Origin of the sequence: Paenibacillus anseongensis (genome assembly GCF_009757995.1) — a bacterium.
GTDB lineage: Bacteria > Bacillota > Bacilli > Paenibacillales > NBRC-103111 > Paenibacillus_E > Paenibacillus_E chondroitinus.
The window spans coordinates 672,435-696,585 of record NZ_WSEM01000008.1 but is presented as its reverse complement, the minus strand read 5'-3'; the positions used below and the strand labels follow the sequence as shown (position 1 = coordinate 696,585).

The window sequence follows — 24,151 nt, the reverse complement described above, 5'->3', positions numbered from 1 at the left end:
TCCTCGTGAAGGTTGTGAGGAGGAGCCAAGTGGATATCGTGCTAACGACAACGAAACCAGCAGCAGCCAAATTGAAAAAGAAAAAGCGGGGACGTTTCGCAGGCTTATATTTTGTTCTGCCCTTATTGCTTTTTGTCTCGGTGTTCACGTTTTTTGGCATTTTTTATAATGTTTATATCGGATTTTTTGAGTGGTCGGGTATTGGAAGCAAAGCGTTTGTCGGTCTCGACAATTATGTGAGTCTGCTTCATGACCCTAATTTCTATCAAGCACTCGGCAATACGTTCTATTTTCTGGTTGTTACCATTCCACTTTCGATGGCGCTTGGACTTTTGCTGGCAACTTTGCTTAACGGCGTTTGGGTCGCAGATGGGCTGTTTAAGTCCATTTTCTTTTTACCGCATGTCATTGCCGTTGTCACGGTTGGTACGACGTTCGCCGGCATTTATGAGCCGAATTTTGGCTTGCTCAATACGATGCTGCGTTTTGCAGGCGTAGAAAACTGGGCACATGCCTGGCTGTCTGAGCCAGCTACTGCGCTAAATGCGATAGCTGCCGTCTACATTTTTGCCAATACGGGATTTTACATGCTGATTTACTATACAAGTCTGTTAAATATTGACCAGGAAATATTCGAAGCGGCAAAAATCGATGGAGCGGGGGTGCTGAGGCAATTCCGCCATATTATTTTCCCGATGCTCAGCGGTACACACATCACTTTACTCATTCTGGGTATTATTCATGCGCTTAAAGTATTCGACCTCATTTGGATTATGACAGAAGGTGGTCCGGGAGGAGAAACGGAGCTTATTTCCACTTTCTTATTCCGTGAGTCTCTTCTCAAATATAGAACGGGATACAGTGGAGCGGTCTCTGTTGTTCTGCTGCTTATCGCCTTTGGTTATACGGCTTTCCAGCTGCGTGTCTATAACAAGGTTAGGAGGTAAAAAAGATGTTCGGTCGCATACAACTGTCTGAAAAGATTACGATGAACCTTCTGCTCCTAATCCTGGCTGCTATTTGGGTTATTCCTATGATTTATCTGGTGATGTATTCGTTCGAGGGTGACCGATGGGGGAATTATCAAGCCGTTGTCAATTTGGACTTATTTCCGCACTTTCTAATCAATAGCTTTATTGTATCGACTTCGGTTGTGCTGCTGCTCCTGATGGTCGTATCGTTAGCGGCTTTTGGCTTCAGTAAGCTCAGATTTCCTGGGGATTCTTCTGTTTTTGCCATTTGTTTGATCGGACTGATGATCCCGCCTGTTGCGATGCTCGTTCCTTTATTCCAAACGATCAAGTCCTTTCATTGGATGAATACCTATTTGGCCTTGATTGGCCCGGAAGTCGCGATGAGCATTCCTTTTTCCTTGCTGCTGGCCCGTAACGCGTTCGACGAGGTGCCTGGCGAGCTTCTGGAAGCGGCGGAGATAGATGGTTCAAACGCGTGGGGAAGATTCGTTCACGTGATGCTGCCTCTGGCGATCCCTGTGCTGACAACCATTGGCATCTTGGCTTTTCTGAATTCCTGGAATCAGTACGTTTTTCCGCTGGTTTTCATTAGCAAGGAAACGATGCTGACCGTAACCATGGCTCCCAAATTTTTCATCAAAGAGTATACCTCTGATTACCATAAAGTGTTTGCGGCACTTGTGTTAATTACGATTCCGGTCGTGATTTTGTATATCTTCGGTCAAAAGTATATGCAGCGCGGCTTGACGAGCGGCGCAATCAAATAAACGCCAGATTCTGGAGGTTAACATGAGAGAACATGAAGCTCGGGATAAAAAGCCGAATATCGTATTTTTCATCGCAGATGATCATCGATTTGACGGGATTGGCGCTTATGGCAATCAGGTGGTACAAACGCCTGTTCTGGATAGTCTGGCAGCTGAAGGTGTGCGGTTTACATCCATTTATACGATGGGGGGACAGACAGCTGCACTCTGCGTGCCCAGCCGTGCCTGTCTCTTGACGGGGACAAATGTGTTTCAGGCAACGGTAACGGAAAAAGAAGTGAAGCTGGGTGAGACGGAGAATCAGCAGCTATGGGCGATTCATCCCTCCCTCCCAACATGGCCGGAGGTGTACCGCAGAGAGGGCTATCGGACCTTTGGCATTGGCAAATGGCATAATGGCAAAGAAAGTTTTGCCCGGAGTTTCTCGGACGGGGCGAACATTTTCTTCGGAGGAATGGGCGATCATATTGGCCTGCCCATTCATCAATATGACCCCGCAGGCCACTATCCGACGGATCAGGCAGCTCCTAGCGAGAAGTTTTCGACGGAACTTTTTGCAGAAGCAGCCATTGATTTTATCCAGCAATATGAGGAAGAGGAGCCGTTTGTTCTATACGTGGCATTTACAGCTCCGCATGATCCACGGACCCCGCCTCAAGCGTATTTGGATCTCTACGCAAGTGATCATATACCGCTGCCCGATAATTTCATGACGGAACATCCTTTTGATAATGGCGAAATGCATGTACGGGATGAGAAGTTGGCTTCCTCTCCGCGCAAGCCGGAAGAAATTCGTCAGCATCTGGCTGAGTATTACAGCATGATTACGCATATGGATGAGCAAATCGGCCGTATTGTGCAGGCGCTTGACCAAACGAATCGGAGAGAGCAGACGATCATTGTATACACGGCTGACCATGGCATCGCCTTGGGGCAGCATGGACTTTTGGGCAAGCAAAATTTGTATGATCACAGCATCCATATTCCTCTTATCATGCAGGGTCCCGGACTGCCGAAAGGGGCTGTAGCTGGTGGTCTTTGCTGTCAAATGGATATTTTCCCGACATTATGCGAACTAACGGGAACATCGCTGCCTCAAACGGTGGAGGGTAAAAGCATGGTCCGAATGATAACCGGTGAAGATACGAAGTCAAGGAAAACAGTATTTGCCGTTTATAAAAATGTGCAGCGCATGGTCAGTGACGGACGCTGGAAATTAATCCGCTACTTCCGAAGCGGCGAAGTTGGCACGAATCGGACGCAGTTGTTTGATCTATACAACGACCCCTGGGAAACCCGTGACTTGGCGGAGGATGCCGCAAATCAGGAGCAACTGCAGCGATTGGAAGATGAGCTGTTCGTGTGGCAGCAAAGCGTCCAAGATCCAATGCTTCATGAAAGGGGGAGTGAAGGATGAGCCGTCCCAACTTTCTGTTTCTATTTCCAGACACGCATCGTGGAGATTGGATGCCTTACGCACCGGCTGTTGTCGAGGCTTTGGGCATGGAGCCATTGCCGATTAGAATGCCACATATGGAGGCTTTAATGAAGCAAGGAGTTACCTTTACCAAGGCGATTACTTCCTCGCCTTTGTGCGCACCGGCCCGTGCCTGTCTAGCATCGGGATTACGATACAATAAGCCGGAAGTGGCCGGTAATCATGAGAATTACGATTTGTCACGCCGAACGTTCTACTCGGTCTTGAAAGATAACGGCTACCGTGTTGGCGGCGTCGGCAAGTTCGACCTGCACAAAGCCACCCATTGGTGGGGGCTGGATGGCTGGATTGATGAATTAAGCCAGCTTGGTTTTACAGATGCGATAGATAACGCCGGCAAAATAGACGCGATTATTTCGGGCAAAGAGTCTCCGAAAGACCCCTATATGCAGTATTTGTATCAGGAAGGATTAGCTGAGATTCACCTGCAAGATATGCAGGATCGCGGTCAACGCACCGACGCCACGGATTTGCCGGATGAAGCGTATTGCGACAATTGGCTGACGCGAAACGGTGTGCAAATGCTGGAGTCGTTTCCAGCTGACCAACCGTGGTTTCTCATGGTGAATTTCGTTGGCCCGCATGAGCCATGGGACATTACGCACCGGATGAAAGCGGACTGGGAGCAGGTGCAATTCGCAGAGCCGAACAACAGCAGTGTTCCGCAGGAAACCTGGAACCCGATTCGGCAAAATTATGCCGCCATGCTGGAGAACATCGACCGCAATATCGGTCATCTTCTGGATGCGGTAAAGCGCAGAGGCGACTTGGCGAACACGGTGATCATTTATGCCTCGGATCATGGCGATATGCTAGGGGATTTCGATAAATTCGGCAAATGCAAGCCTGAGCGCGGTTCTGTTCATATTCCGCTAGTGATTAGCGGGCCTGACATTCAGAAGGGGCAGTACAGCGATGTACTGGTTGAATTGCAGGATTTGGCAAGCACCATATTAGATTTCGCTGATCTCACTATGGAAGAAGCGAAAGATTCGCTTTCCCTGAAAAGTGTGGTGCGCGGCGAAGTGGCGGCTAGTTTGCGCGACGTCCAAATTTCCGGATTGGACGATGGACCTCAGCATCCCAGCTCATGGCGGATCGCTTCGGACGGGGAGTGGAAGCTGATCGTTGAGCGAGATCGGGCGGATCGGCTGTACCACTTACGTAGCGATCCGTGGGAGAATCGCAATGTCGCGGAGGATTATCCGAATGTGACGGCAAAGCTTAAGGCTGCGCTTCAAGGATGGTGAGTGGCGCATAGGCACACTTGAGAGGTTGCTTTACAAGTAGAATGCTACTTGAGGGCAGCCTCTTTTTGCGCTGATTGGCCAATTTGCTATCTGAAGCGTGCTAATTTTTGGGGATAATGAGGTGAAGCGGAACTAGAGGGCGTTATTTCGAGAAAATTGTATAATCTTCAGTTTAAACGGAACTACAGGGTCTTATTTCCTTGAAAAAACCGATTTTCCGCCAAAAATGAAAGAATAAGAGACCATAGTTCCCCTCACCTAGCCCAAGCGCTGCTTTTTTGGAGAATAGGGGATCACAGTTCCCTCAGCGCGCACTGTCCCGAAAGGTTGTTGCGTGTGCTGCGGCCAGCGGTCTGAAATGGACTAATTCTTGGGTGAAACAGAACTACAGGGTCTTATTTTGAGAAAATAGGCCTATTTTTAGTTTAAACGGAACTACAGGGTCTTATTCCCTTGAAAAAACCGATTTTCCGCCAAAATGAAAGAATAAGAGACCACAGTTCCCCTCAGCTAATCCAAGCACCGGTTTATTGCCGAATAAGGGATCGTAGTTCCCACAGCGAGTGAATGTCCTCTGACTGGGTGGCAGCCGCCATGTGATGGCGACACAATGCGCGCGCGAGTTTGGTTTTTCATACATTTTTACATTATTTCTGTATAAACAAAAACTGATATAATTGATATCATTGTGTTAAAGAATGATAGCGATTTCAAGCTTCAAAGGAAAGGTGGTGGGCAATATGTCTGTCGCACCCGTACGCGTGCTGATTATTGATGATGAATTGCCGTTAAGACAAGAACTCCGGTCCATGCCATGGCCTACTTTTGGCGCAGAACTGGTTGGAGAGGCCGAGAATGGGGAAGAGGCTTTGGAGCTCTGTATCGCTTTGGAACCCGACCTTGTGATCTCAGATATTACGATGCCCATCATGGATGGCTTAACATTGTTCCGGAACGTCAAAAAAAGATTTCCGCACATCCAATTCGTCCTCTTAACATGTCATAGCGATTTTCATTATGCCCAAGAAGCGCTGAAGTTAGGAGCCTTGGACTATTTCACGAAGCTGTCCTTTGATGAAGAGGATATGAAGACGGCGATTGAAAAAGCGAGAGCAGCGATCCGACGTGAAGTCGATCTGAAACAATATGAACAAGAACGGATGCGCCGAGAGTCAGCCAATGCGAATGCGCCAAAACCGGCGGTGAGTGACGAACGGAAGATTCGCAAAGAAGTTCAGCTCGCCCAGCGAATTATTGAGGTCAAGCTCGGCGAGCCCATTACGTTAACTTCCGTTTCGGAAGAAGTTGGGCTGAGCTCCTATTACCTTAGCCGACTGTTTCGGGAAGAAACAGGGGAATCCTTTAACGATTATGTGACCCGGCTGCGAATGGAGAAAGCCGTGAATCTGCTCCAGAACACGCAGCTCAAAGTGTATGAAGTCGCCGAACAGGTAGGGATTCCAAGTTACCGTTACTTCTCACAGCTATTCCGTAATTGGACCGGCGTAGCGCCTACAGACTATAAAAAGGGATGATGCTAAAATGAAAGCGCTTATCTCATGGTTTGGCAGCTGGAGCATGCTGGCCAAGCATTTTTTGTTTTTGTCCTTGGGAACACTGGTGTTGTTAGGGGGGCTTGGCTACATTAACTTGCGCGAAGCGGAGGGACTGTTTCGTAAACAGGTCGTGTCGGACGCTCAAGTGATTATTGACCGAACCAATCTCTATATGAATGCCTATTTGGACAATGTGCAAAATATCCTATTGCTGATTTCAACCCGGGAAGATTTATTAAATGTGGGCATGGAAAAGGAGGCTTCAGACGTTCTGCGCTCGTATGCGAATATGAACAGGACGCTGTATAAGTCGCTTTATTTGGTGGGCGTAGACGGCCATGTCATATCCGACTCGCAAACCACTTTCGATATTATTGGAAATCCGGAAATCCCTAAGCTGCTTGAGAAAGCCAAGCAAACTTACGGCATTTTTATCACCGAACCCTATCAATCCCCTATGTCGGGTAAAACAGTCGCTTTCGTGCTGCCGATTCAATCCTCTTCGACGAAGTCGCTGAAAGGAATTGCCGTCGTAGAAATCGATCTCGTTCAATTAACGAATATGATCGCGCAGTTCATGAATACGAAGAATCAAACATTCGCCATCATCACGAACAAAAAGAATGTTGTCCATTCGTTTGATGTTGGCCTTCCGCTCAGCTCTTACCGGCTGCTGCCTTATCATACGTCGGTCTATCCGCCTGAGCTGGATGAGGGGTTTGTCGAGCAGGTGTCCGATCTGCCTGTCGGTGCATCGGAGATTGGTGGCCCGGAAGGCGATTTGGTTGCGGTCAAGTCCGGCATGAATAATCTGGGCTGGTATTTTATCGCCTTCTATGAAAATAGTTTTTTCTATCAAAATATTGCTAGCCTGTACCGGAACTTCAGCACGGCAGGCGTTTTCTGGATATTTCTTGTTTTGGCCAGCACCTACATGATTAGCCGGTATATTACGCTGCCGGTACGCACATTGGTTGCCAAAATGGATCGGGTGCGAGATATGGAAGTGCTCCACACGATACACGCAACAGGCAATGATGAAATTGGCCGATTGGCGCGAAGCTACAATGCCATGATGGAGCGGATTCATCATCTGATGCAGGAAACGAAGGAAGCGGAACGCCGCAAGAAGCATTTTGAGCTTAAAATGCTGCAGAGCCAAATTGCTCCGCATTTTCTGTACAATACGCTTGCTTGCATTAGCTCTTTGGCTAAGCAGCACAAGATCTACGAGGTCCGAGAAACGATTAAAACCCTGGTCGGTCTGTTGTCTTTCAGTTTTGATAAAAGCACGGAATTCGTTACGTTAGCGGACGAACTGGAAGGGCTGCGCATGTATGCTTACATCCAGAAGGTGCGCTATGGTGATAAATTCACGATGGAGATCGACGCAGCGCCTGCCACGCTCTCCAAAACCATACTCAAGCTGACCCTGCAACCGCTTGTGGAAAATGCCATTTTTCATGGAATTGTTCCACTCAAACGTGAGGGAATCATTCGCATACGGGCCAAATGTGCGAAGGATAAATTGATTATTACGATCAGGGACAACGGGCTCGGGATGAACTCGGAGGTCCTGAACAGTGTGTTCGAAGAGCGGCACAAAGCGCCGAGCAAACATAGATTCACAGGAATCGGGATCATGAATGTCCATGAGCGAATCGGGCTTCATTTTGGAACGGAGTATGGTTTGTCTATTTTCTCCTTGCCCGAAATCGGAACATTGATTCGAATAGAACTTCCGGCAATGGAACATGAACATACAGAAAAAAACAAATAAAGCGTTTGCAAGAATTCGAACATTTTCGCAGGATCACTGTATATTTTCCAAAGAAAGCGCTTGCTATACTTAACTCAACCCGTTAGGAAGCGAGTGATCAGATGGAAAAGAGGTGGCCTCATGGAACAGCAAATCGTAGCCAAGCAGGAAGTAAAGGCGGGTAGACAAACAAAAGATGCAAGGCTTAAATTATCTGCGAAGCAGGTTTGGGCCTTTCGGGCTTTTTATCTTATGCTTTTGCCTGGCGTTATCTATTTCGTAATTTTCCGTTATATTCCCATGTATGGTGTGATTATTGCGTTTAAGGATTTTCAAATACTGGATGGCATTCTCGGCAGTGGTTGGGCGGATCCTTGGTACAAGCATTTTCAGACGTTTTTTAATTCTCCATACTTCGGGCAGCTAATGGTCAATACGTTCGTCATTAGTATCTACAAGCTCGTATTTGGGATGGCGCCGCCAATTATTATGGCCTTGCTGCTCAACGAGTGCAGGCTGCGGTGGTTCAAAACGGTTGTGCAGACACTCACGTATATGCCGCATTTCTTATCTTGGGTCATCATTTACGGGATTCTGATCGCCCTGCTTTCTCAGAATTCCGGGATCGTCAACCGTTTTATCGAAGATGCGGGCGGACAGTCGATAGGCTTCATGACCTCAATTGATTACTTCCGAACGATTCTGGTAAGCTCGGAAGTTTGGAAGGATCTCGGCTGGGGCGCAATAATCTACTTGGCTGCGATGACGGCGATTGATCCGACGTTATACGAGGCAGCCCGTGTGGATGGAGCAAGCCGCCTGCGGATGATTTGGCACATTACGCTGCCAGGCATTCGAAATGTCATTATCCTTCTGCTCATCCTCAAGCTGGGCCATATTATGGATGCCGGATTCGATCAAATTTATATTTTGTATAACATTCAAGTGTATCAAGTTGCCGATATCCTGGATACTTGGGTATTCCGGACAGGGCTGCAGCAGATGAACTTCTCACTGGGGGCCGCCGTAGGATTATTCAAATCCGTCATTGGGCTTATCTTGGTACTAGGTTCGAATCATTTATCCAAGAAATGGGGTGATGGCATATGGTAAGAGGCTGGGAAGACCGGATCGTAAACACGATTGTCGTCGTCATCCTCGGACTTGCTGCTTTGGCGGCGATCGTACCGCTGATGTATGTAATTGCCGTGTCCATCACACCTTTCTCTGAAGTACTGAAGAATGGAGGATTCATCCTTATTCCGAAGTCCGTCACTTTTAGCGCTTATCACAAGCTTTTCACTGAAACGAATATTCCAAAAGCTTTCTGGGTGACAATCTTCATCACCGTTGTAGGTACGATTGTAAACCTGATATTGACTTTGCTGATGGCTTATCCGCTTAGCCGTCGCAATCTCCCGGGCAGAAGCTTCTTCCTTCTTATGGTTGTGTTTACGATGTTGTTCAGCGGAGGGCTAATTCCGACTTATTTAGTTGTGAAAGCCTTAGGGCTTTTGGATTCCGTCTGGTCGATGATTCTGCCGAATGCGATTTGGGCCTTTAACATTTTGATTATGAAAAGCTTTTTTGAAAACCTTCCCGAAGAGTTGTTCGAATCAGCTCGAATGGATGGAGCGAAGGAATTCAGGATTCTCTGGCAAATCGTATTGCCGCTTTCTATACCGTCTATGCTCACGATTGGGTTGTTTTACATGGTCGGCCATTGGAATGAATTTTTCCAGGCGATTATGTATGTGACGGATCGGAACCTGTTTCCCTTGCAGGTTGTTATTCGCGAAATTCTCATGCTGACCCAGCAACCGCTGGAAAATGCCGAAAATATGCTTCCTACCGAAACGATGCAAATGGCATCTGTTGTTGCTGCAAGCTTACCGATCATTATCGTGTATCCGTTCATTCAAAAGCATTTCACCAAAGGAATGTTAGTGGGCTCTGTCAAAGGTTGACCCCGTTGAATGCATCAGGACTGCAGCCTGATTCGTTCTGTAACGGCGACAATAGAAGCAACTTTTATTTTAAAAGAAAGAAGGGGTATCTATGAAAAAGAAATTGCTTGTACCAATTCTTCTCGCCATGACTTTCGCCGGTGGAACGCTGATTGCCGGTTGCGGTGGAGCGCCTGCTGCGAATAAACCTGCTGACAAAGCTGCGGAAAGCGGCAAGCCAGCTGCCAGCGCCAAGCCAGTGAAGCTTGATATTATCGAAACGGGCAGCGGACTTCCTTCTCCTGATCAGGACACCATTAAGCAGGAGCTGGATAAAGCGCTGGGCACGGATCTCAATCTGACCGTGTATGCCTCCGGCGACGATTACAAAAATCAGTTAAACGTACGCATGTCATCAGCGAACTTCCCGGATTTATTCGCTGTCGACCGCCAGCAGTTAAAGCAATTTACAGACCAGGGACTTCTGCTTGATCTCACGCCTTATTTGGATAAGCTTAAGCCTGTACAAGACTTCATTGGAGCCGACAGTTTAAAGAAAGGGATGCTGAACGGCAAAACGTATGCTATCGCGAAGTCACCGCAAGTTCCCTACAACACGTACTGGATTCGTCAGGATTGGCTCGATAAGCTGAATCTGAAAGTTCCGACTACACCGGAGGAAATGCTTGAGGTAGCTAAAGCGTTTACCGAGAAAGACCCGGATGGTAATGGGAAAAAGGATACGTATGGCCTCACCGGCGGTAAACTGGGAGCTTTTGATACCATTTTTGGAGCCTATGGCGTTGGTATGGATGGCGGCACACCGACCGTTTATGTGAAGGATAATAAAGTGGTGAATTCACTGTATGATCCTGGGATGAAGGATGCTCTTGCTTTTATCCAGAAAATGATAGCATCCGGTTCCGTAGATCCCGAGCTATTGGCTAACTCCGGCCTTCAGCACCAGCAAAAAGCAATTAAAGGGCAGGCGGGAATCGTCTACCTGGATTGGCCGAATGTGACGAAGGATCAATTTGTTGAGCAAATTAAGGCAGTGAATCCGAATGCCAATTGGGTGCAAGTGGATGCACTAAAAGGACCTGGCGGCAAATATGCAAGCGCCTATGACATCGGGAAGGCAGCAGCACTGTACGCCGTGCCGAAGTCCCTTGAGAAAAACCCTGAGAAGCTGCAGAAAGTCGTCGACTTGCTGAATTATGTTTCTTCGAAGGATGGGTCTTTGTTGGTGCAATACGGGGTCAAAGGCAAACACTTCAACCTCGATGGCAATAAAGTGGTCCCAACCGATTTGATGGGCAAAGAGGGCGGTTATTTCTGGCTGTACCAATTCGCAGGACGCCCGGAGATGGAATATTTGACGGTGAAGTTCGGTCCGCAGGCTAAGTATATGGAATACGCGAGCAAACAGCCGCACATTGACGGTTTGGCTGGATTCGTGGATATGCCGAATGGCTATAACGCTGCAGATGCGACTCGCTACATTGAAGAAGAGTTTTCCAAATTTATATATGGCAAGCGTCCGCTGAGTGAATATGACAGCTTCCTTAAGACATTGGAAGGCTCCATGAATTATAAAGCGTATTTAGATGCTGCGGATAAAAGAATTAAAGAGCTTGGCTACGTGAAGTAAACGTAGAAGTGTACGGAAAAGGAAGGAGAAATGGGCTTCCTTTTCTTTTAAAAACACTATTTACACGTGTAAATTTATTGGTTATACTTACCATAAATGAATTTAAAAAATGAGGAGTGTATTCAAATGACACAAACAAAACTTGATATTCCTGCACTTATCGAGCAATTTAACGAGAATGGTTACTTGATCCTGCCAGGGATTTTGTCAGAAGAGAAAGTGAACCGTTTGAACGCTGCGATCGACCGAATTGTTGCCGAGGAACCGGAATCATTAGCGTATAACATCTATAACAGCATAGAAAGAGACGAGGAAATAGCCTCTCTAATTGATGAACCGACACTGCTTCCTCTCATGGTTAATCTGCTTGGCTTTAACATTCAGCTGCACATTTCACATTTAACTGTACGTAAACCGAATCCCAACGATGTGAAAACCGAGTCGCACAGCTTCATTAACTGGCACCAAGACGGTCCGCATCCACAATTCCCGAAGCAAGATGGCATCACTTCAACCTATTACATTAAAACATGTTATATCTTGAGCGATATGTCCCAGCCGGACCGTGGGAATACCAAAGTCGTCCCTGGCTCGCATAACAAACCGTTTCATCCGGGGAGCCAGGATGTGAATGGTCTAGTGGACGGAGAAGTGCAAGTCTGCGGTAAACCGGGCGATGTGTTCATTTTCCCACAAAACCTGTGGCATGCCGGAGCACCTAATCGCTCGGAATTTACACGCCGGCAGCTGTTTCTAGGCTACAGTCCGATCTGGATGAGACCGATTGACTACCGCACAGCATCCGATCGATTGCTGGAAAACGCATCGCCTTACCGGAAACAGCTTTTGGGTGTCATTGATGAGAATCCTTTTAAATATTATGTTCCTTCCGAATCTATGGTACCATTAAAGGAGCTGTACAATCAGGATGCTGGCAAAAGCGTCTACAAATAAGCTCACTTGGAAGAGGTGGATATCTTGGGTTCATCAACAAGGTTAGAGGGAAAAATCGCGCTTGTTACCGGAGCATCACGCGGACTGGGACGTCATATTGCAGCTGCGCTTGCGGCAGCGGGAGCGAATGTGGCAGTCAACTATGCATATAGCACTCAGGATGCGGAGGAGACGGTTCGGCTGATTACCGTAGCTGGAGGCAACGCCACTGCTTTTCGCGCTGACATCACAAGCGAAGGGGAAGTTAACGAGCTTATTGAGCGAGTGGAGCAGCATTTTGGCAGGAGTATTGATATTCTGGTCAACAACGCAACAGGCCCTCAACCAATGCTTTCGATTGAAGAGAGTACATGGCAGACTTACTTGGACCAGCTGGAGTTTTTCGTGAAAGCCCCCTTGCTGCTTGCCAAAGCGGTGCTTCCGGGGATGAAGTTGAAGAGAGAAGGAAGCATCATTCATATCGGCAGCGAGGTTGTGCAAATCGGGAATGCAAACTTCTCCAGCTATGTTACGGCCAAGTCATCCATGGTGGGGATGACGCGCTCCTGGGCGAGCGAGCTGGGACCTCACGGTATCCGGGTCAATCTGGTCGCACCAGGTTGGATACCGGTTGAGCGGCATGAGGGCGTCAGCACGGAAGGTTACCAAACCGGCGTACCGCTTGGGCGAGTCGGAGAGCCGGCAGATATTGCGAATGCGGTGGTTTTCTTAGCTTCGTCAGAGTCAGGCTTTGTGACTGGGCAATGCCTCTCGGTTAACGGGGGCAATACGTTTGGGATTTGATAACGTTTGTTAGGGAGATAGCGAATGGTAACTAGAAAGGATGTAGCCGACCGCGCAGGAGTTTCCTCTGCGGTCGTTTCTTATGTGTTGAATAATCGGGAGATTGTGAAGGAAGAGACGAGGCAGAAAGTACTGGAAGCCATTCGCGAGCTTGGCTATCAACCGAATTTATTAGCGCAAAGTCTGAAAACGAAAAAATCGCGGCAGATTGCCGTGCTGATCAACTACCTCGGGAACCCTTTTGAGGCCGGTCTATTGATCAATATCGAGCAGCATGCGAAAGACAGAGGGTACTTTGTGTTTTTCCAAACCTATAAACAAGAGGAAGAAGATGAGCTCAAGGGCTTGTTCATGGGCAGAGTGGATGGGATTTTACTGCTCGGGCAGTCGCTGAAACCTCAGGTGGTGGCGCATTTTCAGACGCTTGGAATGCCGATTGTCTCTGTTTTGAAGCCGGAGGGCTTAGAGAATTCAGAGCCGAGAATTCCATATGTGGATGTCGACTGGGAAGATGAAATGGTGAAAGTAGTCCGCCATTTGCAGCAGCAAGGGCATACCCGGATTGGCTTTATGGGCGGCGGTGATACGGCGCAGCATTATGGAGTCAGGTTGCAGGCGTTCATTCATGCGCTGCGGGAAACAGGCTGTACATGGCATTCGGAGGATTTATTGAATGGGGAAGGCAGATTCGAACCGGCCGAACGGGCGTTGCACGCTGCGTTGATTCATCAGTCCGCCCACTTTACTGCGCTGGTCTGCGCCAATGATTTGATGGCCGCCGGCTGCCTCGCCGCTTGCCGAAAGGCCGGTGTCCAGGTGCCGCAGCAGTTGGCTGTGGCTGGTTGCGAGGATATCTTGATGTCCGCGCAAACGGATCCGCCGCTTACGGCCATCCATTATCCTCGTCCGCAAATCGGCGAAGCTGCGATGCGATTGCTGCTGGATACGATAGGAGGACATACAGCTGAAACGCCTTTCTTCTCAGGGGAGCTGGTTGTTCGGCGCTCTACGGAAGTATCAGAAACTGATCGCTCTACCGGGATTATCCGGTAGAGCTTATTTTGTTAATTGATGGACGATATGATCTGCCGTACGAATCGCTAAGGCAACCGTCGTCAATGTAGGATTGGCGGCACCGCTGTAGGGGATAACGCTATTGTCAGCCACATAGAGGTTTGACATGCCATGCACACGGCCATAAGGATTGGTAGCCGAAGTAGAGGGATCATTGCCCATCCGGCAGCTCCCCATCTCGTGGTAATCTTCTCCCGGCACGTAAAAAGATAAGTCAGGCTGGCGGTTTTTTGCAGCGATGGTTGCTTGTAGGCTGGCGATCATATGGTTTGTCGCATGCAGCATTTGGCCAATGACGGTCCTATCCTTCTCGCTGTAAGAGAAATGAACCTGTATCTCCGGGACCCCATACGCGTCCAATTTAGAGTGGTTTAATGAGATATAATTTTCAAACTGCGGCTCTACAACCCCCAAAGTTTCAATTCCGATATCAAATTCCGGAAGAATTTCTTTATTTTCAAAAACCGGGTACCACAGATATCTTTCGAGATCCGGACCATAAATGATCATTTGATAGGGCTGCACAGCGGTTCGAGGCTTCCAAATAAAAAGCGTTCCCAACACTTCGGGGAAGTAGCTGCGATCTATTTTAACGGTGGCAACGATTTTGGAGTGGTTCATTAAATAATGGCCGATCGCCTTTCCTGGAATGCCGGAATGCAAGAGAAGGCGCGGGGTTTCCCAAGTACTGGCGGACACGACAATTGTTTTTGCCCGGATGAGATAGGATTTCATATCGGGAGTCATTACCCGCAGACCTGTTGCGCTTCCATTTTCGGATAAGATTTGAACAGCTCTAGCATTAACGGCTAAATCAAAAGGTCTTAGATTTAAAGCTGAACCTAGAAAGGCAATGGAGCTGAATAAAGCGTTGGAGTGGACCTGACCAAACTTCGTTGCCGAAAGATCAACGGCTGTGGGGAGCTCTGTAACTTCCGGAAAACCGCTTCCTCTAAGGATATCGAGCATGATCGTTGTAAGCGTGGAATCTTGCGTATATCCTTTGGAGACATTCATGATCCGCTCAGCAATATTATAGTAAGGGGTCAATTCTTCGTAGGAAATCGGCCATTCCTGCATGTCGCTGGGATCCATACGGGGCGAAGCCGTTGACCAGAACAAAGTTTTGCCTCCCAGCGCGAAAACTTGAGATGCCCCCGGGTATTCGGGTTGGGATTTGCCAAGCGGATACGAGATATTTTTGTAAAAATCCCGTTTGCGAGATGCATTTAAGGTAGCGATATTCATACTGTGCGTGGGAATCAGGAGATCTCCTCTTTCGACGATGCCAATTCGTTTGCCGCTTAATCCCCATTGCTGGCACAATCTCCAAAGGACGGCAGGACCTGCCGCCCCGGCGCCAACAATTAGCACATCATATTCGGTTTCTGACATTTGTTCTAATGAAGTTAAAGGAATCCACTGTTTGAGATCGGTTTCGGGAGGCCGAGGAGTGGCGATGGGAAGGTGGATCATTCTTTTTGATTGTGCAGGATAGGAATCCATAACAGGTCACATCCAATCTGCAGAGATGTATATAGCTTATGAGTAGGAGTTGTATTTATGAGGATGGATAGTTGGAAAATCTAGATGCTCAAAAAAGGTTAAATTCCTCTGATCATAGTAGAATTTTATTGGTTTTGCTACATTTGTATGCGTTTCCAAACCGGTGATGGTCACTTTTCTTAGGCAGGTGCAATCTGAGTTTTTTAATCTTTTAGGCCCATTGGCGAGTTGCTATACTCATCAGTGAAACTGTGGTTTCAATTTAAGTTGAGGGGTGGCTGGATGTCGGCAAAAGGCAGTAGCGTGATTCAAAACGGCACCATTGTGACAGCAGACAGATTGATCCCGAATGGGCTCGTTCTTATGGAGAACGGGTGGATCGTCGGTGTAGGAGAAGCGGGCAGCATGGAAGTGCCGTTGGGAAGTGAGGTGCTGGATGCGAAAGGAGCCTATATCGCTCCCGGCTTTGTCGATATCCATTGCCATGGCGGAGGCGGGGTGTGGTCGTGGGAACAGCCCTATGAATTTGCCCTTAGCCATCTGAAGCATGGGACGACAGCGATTCTTCCTACTTTTACATATAACGAGAGTCGGGAGCAAGTGCGGGACGGACTTCAAACCATTCTGGCGACGATGGAGTCGAGTAAGCCATTTGTGGAAGCAATCGTGGGTATACATATGGAGGGACCGTATATTAATAAAAAATACGGGGCCATCACGTCCCCGATCCGTCCGGTTGATCCGCAGGAATATGGGGAAATACTCCGAGTTGCCGAAGATCGGATTAAGGTTTGGACGCTGGCGCCTGAGCTCGATGGCCAGGATGTTTTTGTAACCGAAGCGGCCAAATATCATATTTCCTTATCTGTCGGTCATTCCGAGGCGACTGCGGAGCAAATATTCCGTTTTGTCCCTCAAGGTCTGAGAATCGGTTGTCACTGCACGAATGCTTCGGGCATAACGCCTTCACCATCCCGTTATGGGGGAACGCGTGAAGTTGGCGTCGATGAGGCAGTTCTTGTTCATGACGATATTTATGCCGAAGTGATTCCTGACCGCGAGGGCATTCACGTTCGCCCTTTGATGCTGAAGCTGATTCACAAAACAAAAGGGACGGATCGTGTCATCATTATTACGGATGCGATGCCGGATGCCGGCGTGGACAAGGGAGATTCGTCCGATGTGAATTGGAATCATCTTGGTCACTTGGCCGGAAGCCGGCTGACGATGGACAAAGCCGTGCGCAATATGATGGTGCATGCGGGAATCGGCATGGTGGATGCTTTTCGGATGGCTGCGCTTAACCCGGCAAAGGTCATCCGCATGGAGGATCAGATGGGAAGCATTGCGGTAGGCAAGCGGGCTAATCTTCTTCTAGTAGATGAAGAAATCCGTATTCAACAGGTTATTTTACAAGGCCAAACCGTAAATCTCTAGGGAAAAAGGCGGTGAAGGAATGCAATTCGAAGAGAACATGGATACACCGGCAATTGTGATTGATCTGGATCGGCTGGATGCCAATCTGAGACGCACGGCGGTATTAGCATCCCATGCAGCCGTACGCTTGAGGCCGCATACGAAGACGCATAAAAGCATTTGGATCGCGCAAGAGCAGCTGCGGCACGGGGCTTCGGGCATAACTGTAGCCAAGCTAGGCGAAGCCGAGGTTATGGCAAGCGGTGGGATAGACGATATCCTGATCGCCTATCCCATTGTCGGGCGCCTCAAGCTTGAGCGACTTGGGCGATTGCTGCAGCAAGTCAAGGTGTCTGTCAGTGTAGACAGCTATGAAGTAGCCAAAGGGCTGTCTGAATTAGGCGAACATCTGAAGCTGCGGGTTCCGCTCTATTTGGATGTCAACAGCGGCTTGAACCGCTGCGGGAAAGAGCCTGGGCAAGAGACGGCCGAGCTGGCAGCAGAAATAGCGAAGCTGCCCGGCATCCGGCTTGCCGCCTTAATGACGCATGCAGGTCAAGCGTATGCCAAGAGCCGTGCCGACGATTGCTTGGAAGTCGCCTTAGCCGAGGCGGAAGCGCTGCTGGAATCGCAGCGTGCACTGAGAAAGCTCGGCATCGAGGTGCCCGACATTAGCGTCGGTTCAACCCCGACGTCGAAGTTCATTGGCGCACTCGCAGGCAGCGGTGTCACCGAGATTCGGCCCGGCGCTTACGTATTCGGCGATGGCTCTCAGCTGTACACGGGGCTGATCGGCGAAGAGGAATGCGCAATGCGCATCTATGCGACGGTTGTCAGCACGCCGAGACCCGGCACCGTGATCATCGATGCCGGCTCAAAGACGCTGTCGAATGACAGCAGCGCTCATCGCAAAGGCTTCGGGATCATCACGGAATTCCCTGACATTTTCGTGGAGAGGCTTAGCGAGGAGCATGGCATTTTGTCCGTTCCGGAAGGGGTTCATTTACAAATCGGTGACGTGGTAGCCATCATCCCGAATCATTGCTGCGCCGTTACCAATTTGCATGATCAGCTGTTGGGCGTGCGGAATGGTCAACTGGAGCGAATCATCCCGGTAGATGCAAGAGGCAGAGTGAAGTAGCAGGAACAAACTTTGAAATATCCATATGAAGGAGAATGATACGCATGTCACAGCCTATTCATACGAACCTTGCACCTGAATTTCCACTTCCTTTTTCCCAAGCGCTCCGTGCCGGCGATTTTGTCTATGTGTCTGGTCAAGTCGGCGTAAATCCCGCTACCCGTGAAGTCGTTGGCGAAACGATTGAGGAACAAACGGTTCAATGCCTGCGCAATATTGAGACCATTCTGGAGGCGGCGGGACTTTCACTTGATCATATTGTGAAAATCAATGCCTTCCTTTCCAGGCAGGAGGATTTTCCAGGTTACAACAGGGCCTATGAGAATGTCATGAAAAAGCCTTTTCCTACCAGAACCTCGATCGGATGCTCCATCGGCAGCTATTTAGTCGAGATTGACGCCATCGCTTACGCCGCTTCTCGTCGCGGAGAAAGCCGTGAAGATGAGTAATCATCAGCTGCGGATTGCGGTAGCCGGCATTTTGCATGAGACGAACACGTTTGCGCCGGGGATAACGGATTTGTCCCATTTTCGCGATCAGTGGACAGTTGGCTTGGAGGCATTTACCGCACGGTATGCGGGAACAAGGACCTCCATGGGCGGGGTCATCGCAGCGGCAGAGAGCCATGGCGTCGATTTGATTCCAGGCCTGTATGCAGCGGCGACGCCAAGCGGAATGGTAGAGGCGGCCGCAGGAGATGCGCTCATCGATGAACTTGTGGACAGTATCGACAGCAGGGCGGAAGGACTTGTCATCATCATGCACGGTGCTATGGTAGCTGAGCAATATCCGGATTATGAAGGTGAATGTCTAAAGCGCCTTCGAGCTAAATTGGGCCCGGAGTTTCCGATCGCCATGACGCTTGATCTGCACGGTAATATTAGTCAGGACATGGTACGCCATGCTGATCTGATCGTCGGGTACGATACCTACCCGCATGTGGATATGTACGAACGGGCTGTCGAGGCTGTAAATTTGCTGATCCGTAAAATCCGAGGGGATATTCGTCCCGTACGGGCTTTGGCGCATACGGGAATGCTGGTCGTGCCGCAAGGCATGCTGACCGATAAAGGCAGCATGAAGCAGCTGATGGAGCTTGCTTTCAGCATGGAGCGCATCCCCGGCGTTCTAAACGTGACTGTGGCGGGAGGCTTTCCTTACAGCGATGTCCCGGATGCAGGCATGTCGTTTGTTGTGACGACGGACGGTGATTCCGATTTGGCGAATCGATGCGCTTCGGAACTTGCGCAAATGGCTATCGACCATAAAGAGTCGTTCAATGTCTCTTATCTGACACCACGCGAAGCAGTAGCCGAAGCACTCGCCCAGCCGGAAGGTCCCGTCATTATCGCGGAAGGCTCCGATAATGTCGGAGGAGGCGCTCCGGCCGATGCGACCCATGTATTTGCGGAGCTGGTAAACTCGCCGCAAAAAGCGTTAATCGTGATCCGCGATCAGGAAGCGGTGGAAGCTGCTAGGCAGGTCGGCATCGGAGGCGCGTTCGAAGGCTGGGTCGGCGGGAAAAGCGATACGCTGCACGGCAAACCGGTCCGGGTTAAGGGGAAAGTCCGGCTGCTGTTCGACGGGCATTATCGGCATGTCGGGCCTTATATGACAGGGCAGCGCGCGGAAATGGGCTTAACAGCCGTCGTCGAATGCGGACAGCTGACGCTGATATTGACGGAAAAACGGGTGGCTCCGTGGGACGTTGGGCATGTGCGCTCCGTCGGGCTATGGCCGGCTGATTATCACATTATTGTAGCCAAATCGGCGCTCGCATGGCAGACGGCTTTCGGATTGTTCGCCAAGCATGTCATTAACGTGGATTCACCGGGGTGCTGCAACGCGAATTTGGCGCATTTTGACTATCATCGGGTCCTGCGCCCTGTTTATCCATTAGATGAGACGCCTACGCCGGTACCTAGGTTCGAAACGTATGAGTAGGCCATGAAAAGGGAGGATTCACGATGAAGCAAGTTGAGAATTCGAGGCAAAAATATACGGAATCACAAGCTTACTTGGCTGGCGGAGTGGCAAGCTCCTTAAGAAGCGCGATGAAGCCTACACCTTTGTTCGCAGCTGCGGGATCGGGTCCGAGAATTCGAGATGTGGACGGCAACGAATTTATTGATTACTTGCTCGGCTATGGGCCGTTGATTCTGGGCCATGCACACGAAGCAACCGCCTCACGTGTCTATGAAGCCATGCAGCGCGGGATTACTTTCGGACTTCAGCATGAGGGAGAGATCGCGTTAGCCCGCCGATTGACGGAGATTTTACCTTGCGCGGACAAGGTGGCGTTAAGCGGGTCAGGCACAGAAGCGGTCATGCTGGCGCTCCGTTTAGCCAGGGCACACACAGGCAAGCGCAAAATCGTCCGCTTTCACGGCCATTATCACGGGTGGTCGGATACGATTTTCACCTCGTTCCCCAGCTCGGATATGCGCAAATCCGATGCAGCAGCTGGCTTGGCGGAGGATAAGCCGATTGCCGCAGGCACAGGCGGGCAAAGCGAACTGGCGCTGGAGGAAATTATTCTGCTGCCATGGAACGACGCTGCTGTGTTGGAAGCGGCGCTCCGCGAGCATAAGGATGACATTGCGGCGGTCATTTCCGAGCCCGTGATGTGCAATTCGGGCTGTGTGCTGCCGAAGCCGGGCTATCTGGAGCGCATGCAGGAGCTGACTCAAGAGCTTGGCATCGTGATGATCCTGGACGAAGTGATTACCGGTTTCCGGCTTGGCCTTGGCGGGGCGCATGGGCGATTCGGGCTGAAACCGGATTTGGTTACGGTCGGTAAAGCTTTGGGCGGAGGGATCGCCATTAGTGCAGTGGCCGGCAGGAAGGAAGTCATGGCGCTCATTGAGAAGGGGACGGTCAGCCATCTGGGTACGCTGAACGGGAATGGTGTTGCCACGGCTGCCGCTTTGGCGACTATTGCTGAACTGTCGCAGGAGGAGGGGGCGGTTTTTGCGAAAATGGAAGCAAACGCAAGCAAGCTGGTCGAAGGAATTCGCAGCTTACTCGCGAAACATGCGATTCCTGGCCTCATTAACCACATTGGGCCAGTCTTCCATATGATGTTTACTCAGGAGCCGAAAGTAGACGATTTCGCTTCTTTCACGAAGCGGGATGCGGCGAGGTATACCGAGTTTTCGGGTTATATGCTGGAGGAGGGTGTGCTGGTCCGATCGAACGGACTGTGGTACCTTTCTGCTGCACATGGCGTACAGGAGATTGAAGAGACATTAGCGGCTGTCGATCGAGCGTTGGCTCACTTATAAGGGGGAAACCGGATGAGAATGAGAGATCAGGTTGCGCTTATTACCGGCGGCTCAACCGGCATCGGGAAGGCAGCGGCCTTCCGTTTCGCTGCTGAAGGAGCCAAGGTGGCTATCACAGGCAGAGAGAAGGGGGCGCTTCAAGCAGCCGCTGCGGAAATCGCCGAACAAGGCGGGCAGGTGATTTGGATCGATGGCGATGTGCAATTCAAAGCGGATGTTGATCGGATGGTAGATACGGTGCTAGAGCATTGGGGCATGATTGACGTATTGGTCAACAACGCGGGAATTTGCAGTCCGGCCTCCTTCCTGGAGATCGAGGAAGCGGAGTGGGACCGGCATATGGCGATCAATTTGAAGGGCACGTTTCTCGCTGGGCAAGCCGTTGCGAAAGTGCTCGCCAAGCAGGCCAAAGGCGGCTCGATCATTAACATGTCCAGTGTGAACGGTCTCGCAGCAGAAAAGGATCAAGCGCACTATAATGCAACCAAAGGCGGCATCAACTTGCTCACCATGTCCATGGCCATTGAACTTGCACCGCTTGGTATTCGCGTCAACGCGCTGTGCCCAGGCTTTATCGAGACTAGGCTCACGAAGCCGCTGATCGACAATCCGGCCGCTTTCGGGCCGTACTTGCAGACGATTCCGATGGGACGCGCCGGGGTACCGGAAGAGATTGCCGACGCTGCGCTATTTATGGCGACGAACGATTCACGTTATATGACTGGCCATTGCCTCGTGGTGGATGGCGGGCAGCTCATTAAGTTATCTTAACGAAGGAGAGCGAACCTACCTATGAGCATGGATGTAAGTCAGAAGCAGGAACGCTACACCATCCAAACGATTGACAAAGCGTTGGATTTGTTGGAGCTGCTGGCTGAACATGGTTCCCTGAATTTGCTAGAGCTGACGGATCTGCTCGATCAACCCAAATCGTCCACGTACCGGATCGTCTTGACGTTGGAACAGCGGGCTTTCATCAGTAGAAGCGATGACAACGGCAAGTATTGCCTTGGTTACAAGCAATTAATGCTGACGCGAGGATTGTTGGAACGCAACACATTAAGAGCCTCTGCGATGCACGAAATGAAGAAGCTCTCAGAGCGCTATGGAGACACAATTAACTTAGGCGTTCTAGTAGATGGTGAGGTACTGTATGTGGACATCATTGAAAGCACACAGCCACTTCGCATGACGGATACCGTAGGTTCCAAATCCCCTTTTCATGCCACAGCCATGGGAAAAGCGATGACCGCTTACTTGCCGGAGGACCAAGTCAGGGAGCTGATTGCACGTCATGGATTGCCGGCAAAAACCAAACATACCCTGATTTCACCTGAATCGATATTTGCTGAATTAAATCAGGTCAGACAGCAAGGATTTTCATTGGATGATCAAGAAATTGTAGAGGGTGCGCGTTGTTTGGCTGCTCCAATCTTTAATATGTATGGGACCATCGAGGGTGCAGTCAGCCTGTCAGGGGCGATGCACCGGTTTGCTCCGGACGTTGTGCCCGCAATGGCGGAAAGCATCAAGACGGCTGCGTTCCAGATCTCCCGAAAGCTGGGATACCCCTATGCACCAACCGTTATGGACGAAAAATGAGAGGAGAGCTCCTCATGCAACCTTTGCGTATTGCGGTTCTCGGGATGGTGGATGGGAATGGCCATCCTTACTCCTGGAGTGCCATGTTCAATAACTATGATCAAGCAGCGATGGCCGATTGTCCTTATCCCGCCATTCCGGCTTATCTTGCAAAAGAACCGAAAGAAAAGCTGCAAATTCCAGGCGCGTCGGTGACGCACATTTGGACCGATGATCCCAAAGACGCGGAACTCGTGGCAAAAGCATCACTCATTCCTCATATCGTGAGCAGGCCGGAGGATGTCATCGGGCATGTGGATGCTGTGATGATCACGACGGACAAGGGCCACGAGCATGTGGAACGCTGCCGGCCGTTCGTCGAAGCGGGCATTCCCATTTTTGTCGACAAACCGTTGGTCGATAATGAGCCTGATCTTAGACAATTCCAGCGATGGGTGCGGGATGGCGCCAGAATCATGTCATCGAGCTGTATGCGCTACAGCAAAGAATTCATGCCCTACCGCACTTCGATACATTCTTTAGGACAGCTTCGTTATTCAAGCATCACGACTTGCAAAAGCTGGGAGCGTTACGGCATCCATGCTTTGGAGTCCATTTACCCCATTCTAGGCCCCGGTTTTCTTTCTGCACAAAACGTAGGAACCAAGGAACGAAATATCGTGTTATTTAAGCATCGCACACATGGCGATGTTGCTGTGATTGCGATTGAAGATCTATATGGTTCGCACGGCCTCTTGCAGCTGTGCGGCACGAGTGCCAGTGCTACCGTCAGTTTCCAAGATACGTTTTATTCCTTTAAAACTCAGCTTGAAGCCTTTATCGGTTATTTACATACAGATGAGCGTCCTTTTCCGTTCAGTGAAACAGAAGAATTAATGCGTATGGTCATTGCCGGTATTCGAAGCCGGGAAGAGGGCGGAAGAGTAGTCCCTCTGGAAGAAATCGCTGCGGATTATTGATGAAGTCAATTTTGCTTTTCGCATACACCTG

Annotated in this window: 21 protein-coding genes; 20 read left to right on the top strand and 1 reads right to left on the bottom strand. The window is 49.7% G+C overall.

Annotation, left to right across the window (positions count from 1 at the left end; translation table 11 throughout):
- Positions 1–29: 29 nt before the first annotated feature.
- The 12 genes from GON05_RS10735 (at position 30) to GON05_RS10680 (ending at position 14,191) form a co-directional block, all read left to right on the top strand.
- Entirely contained in the window at positions 30–947 is a 918-nt protein-coding gene (locus tag GON05_RS10735) for a carbohydrate ABC transporter permease (protein WP_157319123.1), read from the top strand.
- A gap of 5 nt (positions 948–952) precedes the next feature.
- On the top strand, positions 953–1,741 hold the full coding sequence (locus tag GON05_RS10730; protein WP_157319122.1) for a carbohydrate ABC transporter permease: 789 nt from the start codon (positions 953–955) through the stop codon (positions 1,739–1,741).
- Between the two features lie 22 nt (positions 1,742–1,763).
- Complete coding sequence (locus GON05_RS10725) at positions 1,764–3,158, top strand: sulfatase family protein (protein WP_157319121.1); 1,395 nt, start codon at positions 1,764–1,766, stop codon at positions 3,156–3,158.
- Positions 3,155–4,489 carry a sulfatase family protein gene (locus GON05_RS10720; RefSeq protein ID WP_157319120.1) on the top strand — a complete coding sequence of 445 codons (1,335 nt, stop codon included), beginning with the start codon at positions 3,155–3,157 and terminating at the stop codon, positions 4,487–4,489. The genes GON05_RS10725 and GON05_RS10720 overlap by 4 nt, the downstream gene beginning before the upstream one ends.
- A 740-nt stretch (positions 4,490–5,229) precedes the next feature.
- Positions 5,230–6,024: a response regulator transcription factor gene (locus GON05_RS10715; RefSeq protein ID WP_157319119.1), complete on the top strand. Its 795-nt coding sequence runs from the start codon at positions 5,230–5,232 to the stop codon at positions 6,022–6,024.
- A gap of 7 nt (positions 6,025–6,031) precedes the next feature.
- Positions 6,032–7,825 (top strand): sensor histidine kinase, encoded by a 1,794-nt coding sequence (locus tag GON05_RS10710; RefSeq protein ID WP_157319118.1) that lies wholly within the window; start codon positions 6,032–6,034, stop codon positions 7,823–7,825.
- A gap of 231 nt (positions 7,826–8,056) precedes the next feature.
- Positions 8,057–8,917 carry an ABC transporter permease gene (locus tag GON05_RS10705; protein WP_397369575.1) on the top strand — a complete coding sequence of 287 codons (861 nt, stop codon included), beginning with the start codon at positions 8,057–8,059 and terminating at the stop codon, positions 8,915–8,917.
- Positions 8,911–9,771: a carbohydrate ABC transporter permease gene (locus GON05_RS10700; RefSeq protein ID WP_157319117.1), complete on the top strand. Its 861-nt coding sequence runs from the start codon at positions 8,911–8,913 to the stop codon at positions 9,769–9,771. Before GON05_RS10705 ends, GON05_RS10700 begins: the two co-directional genes overlap by 7 nt.
- A 91-nt stretch (positions 9,772–9,862) precedes the next feature.
- Positions 9,863–11,401, top strand: a complete 1,539-nt coding sequence (locus tag GON05_RS10695) for an extracellular solute-binding protein (protein ID WP_157319116.1) — start codon at positions 9,863–9,865, stop codon at positions 11,399–11,401.
- Positions 11,402–11,527: 126 nt separating this feature from the next.
- The gene (locus GON05_RS10690) at positions 11,528–12,355 is read left to right on the top strand and encodes a phytanoyl-CoA dioxygenase family protein (protein WP_157319115.1); all 828 of its coding nucleotides are present in this window, start codon (positions 11,528–11,530) and stop codon (positions 12,353–12,355) included.
- A gap of 24 nt (positions 12,356–12,379) precedes the next feature.
- The gene (locus GON05_RS10685; protein WP_157319114.1) at positions 12,380–13,138 is read left to right on the top strand and encodes an SDR family oxidoreductase; all 759 of its coding nucleotides are present in this window, start codon (positions 12,380–12,382) and stop codon (positions 13,136–13,138) included.
- Between the two features lie 24 nt (positions 13,139–13,162).
- The gene (locus GON05_RS10680; RefSeq protein WP_157319113.1) at positions 13,163–14,191 is read left to right on the top strand and encodes a LacI family DNA-binding transcriptional regulator; all 1,029 of its coding nucleotides are present in this window, start codon (positions 13,163–13,165) and stop codon (positions 14,189–14,191) included.
- A gap of 3 nt (positions 14,192–14,194) precedes the next feature.
- Here the strand turns inward: GON05_RS10680 and GON05_RS10675 are convergent, their stop codons facing one another.
- Positions 14,195–15,607: a GMC oxidoreductase gene (locus GON05_RS10675; RefSeq protein WP_246238971.1), complete on the bottom strand. Its 1,413-nt coding sequence runs from the start codon at positions 15,605–15,607 to the stop codon at positions 14,195–14,197.
- A gap of 393 nt (positions 15,608–16,000) precedes the next feature.
- Between GON05_RS10675 and GON05_RS10670 the strand changes: the two genes are divergently transcribed.
- From GON05_RS10670 to GON05_RS10635, 8 genes are read left to right on the top strand one after another with little or no spacing between them, the layout of a single operon-like run.
- Positions 16,001–17,155 carry an N-acetylglucosamine-6-phosphate deacetylase gene (locus GON05_RS10670; RefSeq protein WP_157319111.1) on the top strand — a complete coding sequence of 385 codons (1,155 nt, stop codon included), beginning with the start codon at positions 16,001–16,003 and terminating at the stop codon, positions 17,153–17,155.
- A gap of 19 nt (positions 17,156–17,174) precedes the next feature.
- Positions 17,175–18,275 carry an alanine racemase gene (locus GON05_RS10665; RefSeq protein WP_157319110.1) on the top strand — a complete coding sequence of 367 codons (1,101 nt, stop codon included), beginning with the start codon at positions 17,175–17,177 and terminating at the stop codon, positions 18,273–18,275.
- A gap of 44 nt (positions 18,276–18,319) precedes the next feature.
- The gene (locus GON05_RS10660) at positions 18,320–18,724 is read left to right on the top strand and encodes a RidA family protein (protein ID WP_157319109.1); all 405 of its coding nucleotides are present in this window, start codon (positions 18,320–18,322) and stop codon (positions 18,722–18,724) included.
- Complete coding sequence (locus GON05_RS10655; protein WP_246238969.1) at positions 18,669–20,219, top strand: M81 family metallopeptidase; 1,551 nt, start codon at positions 18,669–18,671, stop codon at positions 20,217–20,219. The genes GON05_RS10660 and GON05_RS10655 overlap by 56 nt, the downstream gene beginning before the upstream one ends.
- 23 nt (positions 20,220–20,242) lie before the next feature.
- Positions 20,243–21,559 carry an aspartate aminotransferase family protein gene (locus tag GON05_RS10650; protein WP_157319107.1) on the top strand — a complete coding sequence of 439 codons (1,317 nt, stop codon included), beginning with the start codon at positions 20,243–20,245 and terminating at the stop codon, positions 21,557–21,559.
- A gap of 12 nt (positions 21,560–21,571) precedes the next feature.
- Positions 21,572–22,330: an SDR family NAD(P)-dependent oxidoreductase gene (locus tag GON05_RS10645; protein WP_157319106.1), complete on the top strand. Its 759-nt coding sequence runs from the start codon at positions 21,572–21,574 to the stop codon at positions 22,328–22,330.
- 21 nt (positions 22,331–22,351) lie between these two features.
- Positions 22,352–23,161: an IclR family transcriptional regulator gene (locus GON05_RS10640; protein ID WP_157319105.1), complete on the top strand. Its 810-nt coding sequence runs from the start codon at positions 22,352–22,354 to the stop codon at positions 23,159–23,161.
- 14 nt (positions 23,162–23,175) lie between these two features.
- Positions 23,176–24,120 (top strand): Gfo/Idh/MocA family oxidoreductase, encoded by a 945-nt coding sequence (locus GON05_RS10635; RefSeq protein WP_246238968.1) that lies wholly within the window; start codon positions 23,176–23,178, stop codon positions 24,118–24,120.
- Positions 24,121–24,151: the final 31 nt, after the last annotated feature.